Below are 7,545 nucleotides of genomic sequence, written 5' to 3'. Positions count from 1 at the left end.
TGAACATAAGACGCCGATACATTAAGTAATCCTTACCTTTTAATCTGCAGATTGGCGAAAGCAAATACAACAGCTCCGCTGTCATGATAAGGGCGCTGGCGAAGGGTGTCAAGTAAGTTTTTCGTTTCTATAGCTACTACCACGATTGTATAGGTAATTCTTCACTTATAATAATGATTCAAGCCTTCAGCTCCTCAAACACTTCACTTGCTCTATTTAAAACAGAATCAGGAAAGCCAGCAAGTTTTGCTACATGTATTCCATATGACTCATCTGCAATGCCTTCAATTACTTCATGTAGAAAAATAACCTCTCCGTTCCACTCTCTTATTTTTACACAAAAACATTTCACGTTCTTCAAGTATTTGCTTACTTTAGTTAATTCATGATAATGAGTTGCAAAAATGGCGCGGCACTTATTTACATTGTGAATATGTTCAATCACCGCCTGTGCAATAGATAATCCATCATACACCCCTGTGCCCCTACCAATTTCATCAAGTATCACCAAGGAACGGTCCGTTGCCTGATTTACTATCGTTGCTGTTTCGATCATCTCTACCATGAAGGTAGAATAACCAGCTGTTATATTATCCGTTGCGCCAACCCTGCTGAATATCTTGTCAATCACTCCAATATGTGCACTCTCTGCTGGCACAAATGACCCCATGTGAGCTAAAGTTGCAATGAGAGCGTTTTGCCTCAAGAAAGTGCTTTTTCCAGCCATATTAGGACCAGTAATTAGATGTATACCAGCTAAATTGATGCTATTTGCAATGAATTTATCGTTAACTTCAACCACTGAGTGTCTTCCGCTACAGATATTGAACTCTTTGCTGTCATCAATAATAGGTTTTACGTAATTATTTTGCACTGCAAGCTCTGCAAATGCGGTTCTAATATCAAGTTTTGCCAAAGCATTTGCGGCAAGAGCAATTTTTTCAGATTCTTTAGCGACTTCACTACACAGTTCACTAAAAATTTTCATTTCTAAGCCGATTGCAGCATCACGTGCCGTAAGAATTTTATTTTCTAGTTCTTTCAATTCATTAGTAGTGTAGCGCATGCTATTTGCTAAGCTTTGTCTATGAATAAATATATCCGAAGTTATTTTGTGATTTGCCGACACTTCAACGTAATAACCGAGTATGTTGTTATGTAATATTTTAAGTGCGGCAATACCAGTTAGGTCGCGATAAGATTCACGGAGTTTGGTTATTAGTTTATTACTATTATTTAATACATAGGATAACTCAGATAATTCTGAGTTGTATTTTGAGTGGATAAACCCTCCTTCTTTTACGGAACTAAGATTGTTATCAAGCACAGCACCGTTTAGAAGCTCAAACAGGTCTTTATGATTGCCAAGGCTTTTATGTATTGTGCTGAGTTCACTCTCGTCACTACTTATCACCTGAGTGGTAGACACTGACTCCTTTTCTCTAGATTCCAGTGCCAAGCACTGGAATGACATCTGAGAGTTAGCTACTGGTTCTTCACTTAAACAATAATTATGCAAGGTAGACAGAAACTCAGACAACTCTAAAGTCTTTCCTAGGCCTATTTTCAATAGGTTCATATCCTTTGGTGAACCACGCCCTAGTATTAAGCGCGATAAAGACCTTTCAATATCCGGAATGTTAGATAATATCTCTCGTATTTTTCTGCGTGAATCATGATTATTTACAAAAAATTGAGCGGTGCTGAGCCTCAAATTGATTGCCTTGGAGCAAGCAAGGGGTGAAGCGAGCATTTGTTTGAGCAGGCGTCCACCAGAAGCTGTAACTGTATGATCAATAACTGAAATTAGTGAACCTTTCTTTTCACCAAATTGAGTTGAAAACAACTCAAGATTTCTCCTTGCTGAAGCATCAATAAGCATGAAATTTTGTTGCTTATAGGTTTTTGGGAATTCAAGCCTTGGAATGGAGCCCCTTTGCGTTACTCTGACATATTCAAGCAGTGCACCACACGCCATGATTTCTACTTTGCTGAAATTTCCTATACTCCCAAGTTCCCTGATTTTATAAAACTCGCATAATGTTCTGTGAGATTTACTATACTCAAAAAAGCTCTGTGCGTGTTGCGTAATTGATATTTTATAATTTTTTAAAATCGATCTAATTTTTTCATCCTCAGTGAATTTTTCAGAAATTAATAATTCTCTTGGTGATATACGCAATAAATCACTATCTAGAGCTTTCAAACTCGTTAAAGTGTGAAAAAATTTTCCCGTCGATAATTCAAGCCAACTAATAGCATATTCGTCATTTTGTTCAACTATGGATGCGAGATAATTATTGCTTTTATCCTCCAGTAGTGAATCTTCTATAATTGTACCTGGAGTTACAACTCGCACTACATCACGTTTTACTATGGATTTATAGCCCCTCTTTTTTGCTTCATCAGCAGTTTCTAATTGATCACAGATTGCTACTTTGAATCCTAAATCTATTAGCTTGTGCAGGTAAGATTCACTACTGTGTGCTGGCACTCCACACATTGGTATTTCTTGCCCACACGAATTACCTCTCTTAGTGAGCACTATATTCAGCAATTTCGCAGCTTTAATAGCATCATCGAAAAACAATTCATAAAAATCTCCTAGCCTATAAAATAGCAGATGATCTTTGTATTGAGCTTTCAGGTTCAAATACTGCTCCATCACAGGGGTGTTTTTTTCTTTTACGAAGCTCATAATATTTTTTAATATATTGTATTGATAAACGTTATTATAGATTATATTGCACATGTGAATAAGATAAATTTTAAATAGGTGTATAGGGGGGAAAATTTAAAACAATTAAATTTCTTGGATCCAAGTAGTCAGGACACTTGGATGACATAAGGAGTAGGAGTATTTGATGACAAAAAAACAAAAACACATTTGTCATTCCAGCGCGTGACGCTGGAATCCAGAATATCCTAATTACAAGGTTTATTATTTAGTTTGAAAAATACTATAGCTTTTTCTATGTAAGTTGTGGCCCCTGTTTACCATTTGCGACAGTTGTATCATCAACAGATATTTCAGAGCTAACAGTGCTAATAGTTTTTTCTATCGCTTTAGCCTGTTCATAGTCTTGACTCAAAAAATACATGGCCAGTCCAATAGCTATACTAGCAACAAGAGAAGATGCTATCATTACACCTAGTATCATACCACCAGAAAGACTTACTGCAACACACACACCAGCTCCAAGTACAACACCAAGAAAACCACCAATTATTACGCCAGGCACCAAACTGCCTACCATAGCGCTTTCTTTTTTCGTATTAGCTTGTTTTTTCATATTTTTAATAAGCACTTCTTTTGTTTTTCCTTGAGCTAAATCTGAAGGAACTTTATTATCCGCGTTTTGTATCAAAGGATTTGCACTATATGTAACAAGCAGGGTGGTTATTTCTTCAGTTTTATTACCTATAACTGCATGATGTAGTAATGTATTTCCCTCTTCATCTTTAAAGTTTATATGAGTACGAAATTCTTCATCTAGATTTCTTATTGGGTTGTTTTTTGCATATATCCTAGATTGTATTGCTCCATCTAAGTATTGTATTACTTGTTCTAGTGATTGCTCGCCAGGATTTTGTATAAAATGAAGCAGAATTTCGTGTACTATCGCTTCCTTTGTAGTTTGTGGGCATTGTAAAGCGTAATTAAATGTCTGTGTAGTAATAACTTCTTCTTTTATTTTTTTAAGAACAACCCTTAAATCTTCAATCGCCTTTTCACCATCTTTTATTCCAAGAATTATTGAATCCAAATTATTTATCATGCTATCCCCCTTGGTTTGATTGCATTACTCATTAGTAAATAATATAATAAATCCTGCTAAAAGTCAAGCAATTAATTAATAAGTTAATATAATCCTCCAAAAGGAGCTCCTTACTTTTTGTTCAGCATGTCCATTGGATCAGACTCTTTAAGCTTGCTGTTTGCTGAATTTATTCATCACAATAGCTACAATGTGCTATCGAAGTTCTCTGTAATCTTAGTTGGTTCTTCTAGAATATTCAAAATATCAGTTGCACAATAAACCCGATCTCTCTTTCCTTGAGAAGTTTGTGAAACGATGCCTAAATCTTCAAGCTTTACGATTGCTCTTTGGGCTGTTGTAAATACGACACCTAAGTTTTCAACCACTTCCCTTATAGTAAAGTAAGGGTTTAAAGACTATTCACTAAATCATTGTCCCATTCAAATTTTGGTGGCAAGGGGCTTGGTATAAATGCCTGATAACCAGCGAATACTTTGCCTGATGGTGATCCTTTAATATACATTCATTCAACCTAGCACACTATTTTTGTAGTATATATTATTTTCAAATAAAGTCAAAAATGAAAATAAGGCTTTATCTTATTTGCGTGCATGAAAATAAGAAACTCTCTTATTATTGATTTTGCTCAAAAACGAAAATAGAAGAAGCTGCTGAACTTTATATATCCTGTTTTTCTGGAGAACTGCTATAAAACTTCTGAGTGAAGTCACTTAATTTTTACACATCTATTGTAGAGTAAGAAGAACCGAATTTGAAACAAAAATGCTAACTGATGCTTGGACTTTACTGACACTTACACTACTTGAAACTATACTTAGTGTAGACAATTTAATCTTTATTTCTCTAGCAATAGATAAGGTACCAAATGCGCTGAGAGAAAGAGTGCGCCTTATGGGCCTTGGATTAGCACTATTAATGCGTTTTGTAATACTATTTTTTACATCATCTATATTATCAATGCAAAAACCTATATTTCACACTGCATCAGCAAGGGATTTACTTATGATCGCAGGGGGATTATTCCTTATTGTTAAGAGCTCTATGGAGTTACGGGATGACATCTTTGTATGTAAGAAAAATAAAAAGAAAGCAAACGTTAAATCAAAATTTTTTTTAGTTGTGCTACAAATTATATTAATAGATTTAGTTTTTTCGGTTGATTCGATATTAACTGCTATAGCACTAACTTATAACATGGTAATAATTGCTACAGCATTTACATTTTCCATGCTAGCAATGCTGTTTTTATCAAGTTATACCGCCCAGTTAATCAAATCTAACCCAGGGTTAAAAATAATCGCCATTTTATTTGTTTTACTTGTCGGTGTGTACCTCATACTTCATGGATTTCATATAGAATTATCAAAAGGATATTTGTATTCTTCATTTATGTTTGCACTGCTTGTGGAAATTATAAGCAAAATAAAGAAAATTAACCGTCATACCGCGATTCATTCGCGGTATCTCTAGATCCAGCTAACAAGCAGCGGGATCTTTTTGATTTACTCCCACTCAATAGTTGCGGGTGGTTTAGAAGTGATATCATAAACAACTCTATTTACTCCGGGAACATTATTAACAATTATACTGCCGACATTGCGTAAAAAATCCCAAAATACTAGCAAGTGTTGATCCTTATCTTCAAATGGAAATGCATCGGCTGTCATACCATCAGATGATGTTACAGCCCTTAAAGCACAAACATATCCATACGTACGACCATCTCCCATAACGCCTACAGTTTTTATTGGTAATAATACAGCAAAAGCCTGCCATATCTTATCATATAGATCGTAATTTTTCATCGTATTAATATATATTTCATCTACTTCTTGCAATATTTGCACCTTTTCTTTATCGACTTCACTTATAATCCTCACTGCAAGTCCGGGTCCAGGAAATGGATGTTGAAATATTATCTCGTCTGAAAGCCCAATTTCTTTTCCAAGTAGCCTTACCTCATCTTTAAAGAGGTAACGTAAAGGCTCCACTAACTTCAGATTCATCTTTTCTGGCAACCCACCAACATTATGGTGAGACTTAATTGTACTAGTGCTGTCTGAGGCATGCCCTGACTCAACTACATCAGAGTAGATGGTACCTTGCATCAAAAAATCCACATCACCTATTTTTTTTGCTTCTTCTTCAAACACTTCAATAAAAGTGTTACCGATAATTTTTCGCTTTTCTTCTGGATCAGTTATTCCCTTCAACCTACTCAAAAATAAATTTGATTTATCAACGTAATTTATCGGAATCTCTTTCAACATAGCGATGGTTTGGTTCTTGCGTAACAACCCAGTATCGATAAAAATACAGTTCAATTGTTTTCCTATAGCTTTATGTGTGAGAGCCGCTGCAACGCTTGAATCAACCCCACCACTTACTGCAGCGATTACTTTTTTCTCTCCTACTACATTTTTGATTTTTTCCTTTTGCTCCTCAATAAACGACTTCATTGTCCAGTCTCTTTTGCAATTTGCAATATCCAAGAAGTTAGAGAGCAATTTACTGCCATTTGTTGTGGGCTTAACCTCAGGATGGAACTGAGTACAGTAAATCTTCCGCTGTTCGTTGACAATCATTGCTATTGTTTGATTTACCACACCTGATGCGATAACAGTAAATCCCTGTGGTATAGTATCAACACTGTCCGCATGGTTCATTAATACATCCACTTCAGAATTAACATCCCAGGTATCCTTTACAATGGGGGATTCTTTTAGTATCTTGATTTTAGTTCTACCAAACTCCTGTTTGAAACTCTCTTTTACTTTTGCTCCAAAATAATGACAAATGAGTTGCTGTCCATAGCATATTCCGAGTATAGGAACGCTTGTTGCCTCATTAAGTTTTATAATTTCATGTACTACTCTACTTGTTTCAGAACAATCATCATTTACAGATTGTGGTCCTCCAGAGAGAATAAACCCATTGAATTTTGATATTGTTTCAAAACTGATGTTGCTTGGAAATATCTCACAATAAACACCCATTCCTCTTACTTGTCTTGCGATAAGCTGTGTAAACTGTGAACCAAAATCAATAATGGCAATTGCTGACAATTTGCTCCTCCATATTATTTAAAATGATATCTGATAATAAAGAAAATAATGGAGTAAGTAAACCAAGACCTGTTTAAAAGCTTTAACGCGTGGTACAAGTTAGCTATATAGCTAATTTTCCTACACCATGCCGCTGCGACGCTAACTAGTAGCGGAATGACAGCAATCTACGTCATACCGCCGCAGTATCTCAGCCGCTAACAAGAGATCCCGCTAACAAGCAGCGGGATGACGATTGTCGTTTAGCCATAAATGTTTAAGAAATTTACCAAATGAAAAAAAAGGCAAAAGAAACCCTAGGGTAGCTGGTTATTCACTATCCATTTTTTAAGTTGGCGTTTTTTTATGTTTTAAACGCTTTATAAGCGCGTTTCAGCTTATGTAGGTAGAARTTTKATAAAGACATARRGTGCACATAGTGCAAAAAATTAAACATGAGACGCCAGATACGTGAGTTTTTTTGTCATTTAATCTGTACAGAGAAGATAAATAAATAGCTTCAATTTTGTGATAAGAGGGCTGGCGGAGTTTGTCAAGGAAGTTTTTTCGTTTCTATTCCCAATAAAAGTGCGTTATATGGTTATGCAAGAAGTCTATTTACCCATTTGCTTAACTTTCTCTCTACTTTTTCTGAGAACCTGTTAAGGATCTCGAAAATATGAGGTAAAATAAGCATAGTTAAGAAAGAGGTATATCTA

Annotated in this window: 5 protein-coding genes; 1 reads left to right on the top strand and 4 read right to left on the bottom strand. The window is 35.5% G+C overall.

The features are described 5' to 3' along the window. Positions 1 to 178: 178 nt before the first annotated feature. The 3 genes from mutS to OZD61_RS04290 form a co-directional block, all read right to left on the bottom strand. Complete coding sequence (gene mutS, locus OZD61_RS04300; protein ID WP_274979983.1) at positions 179 to 2,698, bottom strand: DNA mismatch repair protein MutS; 2,520 nt, start codon at positions 2,696 to 2,698, stop codon at positions 179 to 181. A gap of 274 nt (positions 2,699 to 2,972) precedes the next feature. Then, positions 2,973 to 3,779, bottom strand: coding sequence for an ankyrin repeat domain-containing protein (locus OZD61_RS04295; protein WP_274979982.1), 807 nt, complete (start codon positions 3,777 to 3,779; stop codon positions 2,973 to 2,975). A gap of 185 nt (positions 3,780 to 3,964) precedes the next feature. After that, entirely contained in the window at positions 3,965 to 4,147 is a 183-nt protein-coding gene (locus tag OZD61_RS04290) for a hypothetical protein (RefSeq protein WP_006279522.1), read from the bottom strand. A 397-nt stretch (positions 4,148 to 4,544) separates the two neighbouring features. Between OZD61_RS04290 and OZD61_RS04285 the strand changes: the two genes are divergently transcribed. Then, positions 4,545 to 5,252, top strand: coding sequence for a TerC family protein (locus OZD61_RS04285; RefSeq protein ID WP_274979981.1), 708 nt, complete (start codon positions 4,545 to 4,547; stop codon positions 5,250 to 5,252). A gap of 32 nt (positions 5,253 to 5,284) precedes the next feature. On the opposite strand, the gene guaA is transcribed toward OZD61_RS04285, so the two are convergent. After that, positions 5,285 to 6,847, bottom strand: a complete 1,563-nt coding sequence (guaA, locus tag OZD61_RS04280) for a glutamine-hydrolyzing GMP synthase (RefSeq protein ID WP_274979980.1) — start codon at positions 6,845 to 6,847, stop codon at positions 5,285 to 5,287. Positions 6,848 to 7,545: the final 698 nt, after the last annotated feature.

Source organism: Wolbachia endosymbiont of Drosophila bocki (assembly GCF_028982005.1).
Lineage (GTDB): Bacteria > Pseudomonadota > Alphaproteobacteria > Rickettsiales > Anaplasmataceae > Wolbachia > Wolbachia pipientis.
The sequence above is the reverse complement of the archived record's forward strand: the minus strand, read 5'-3'. Positions and strand labels throughout refer to the sequence as shown.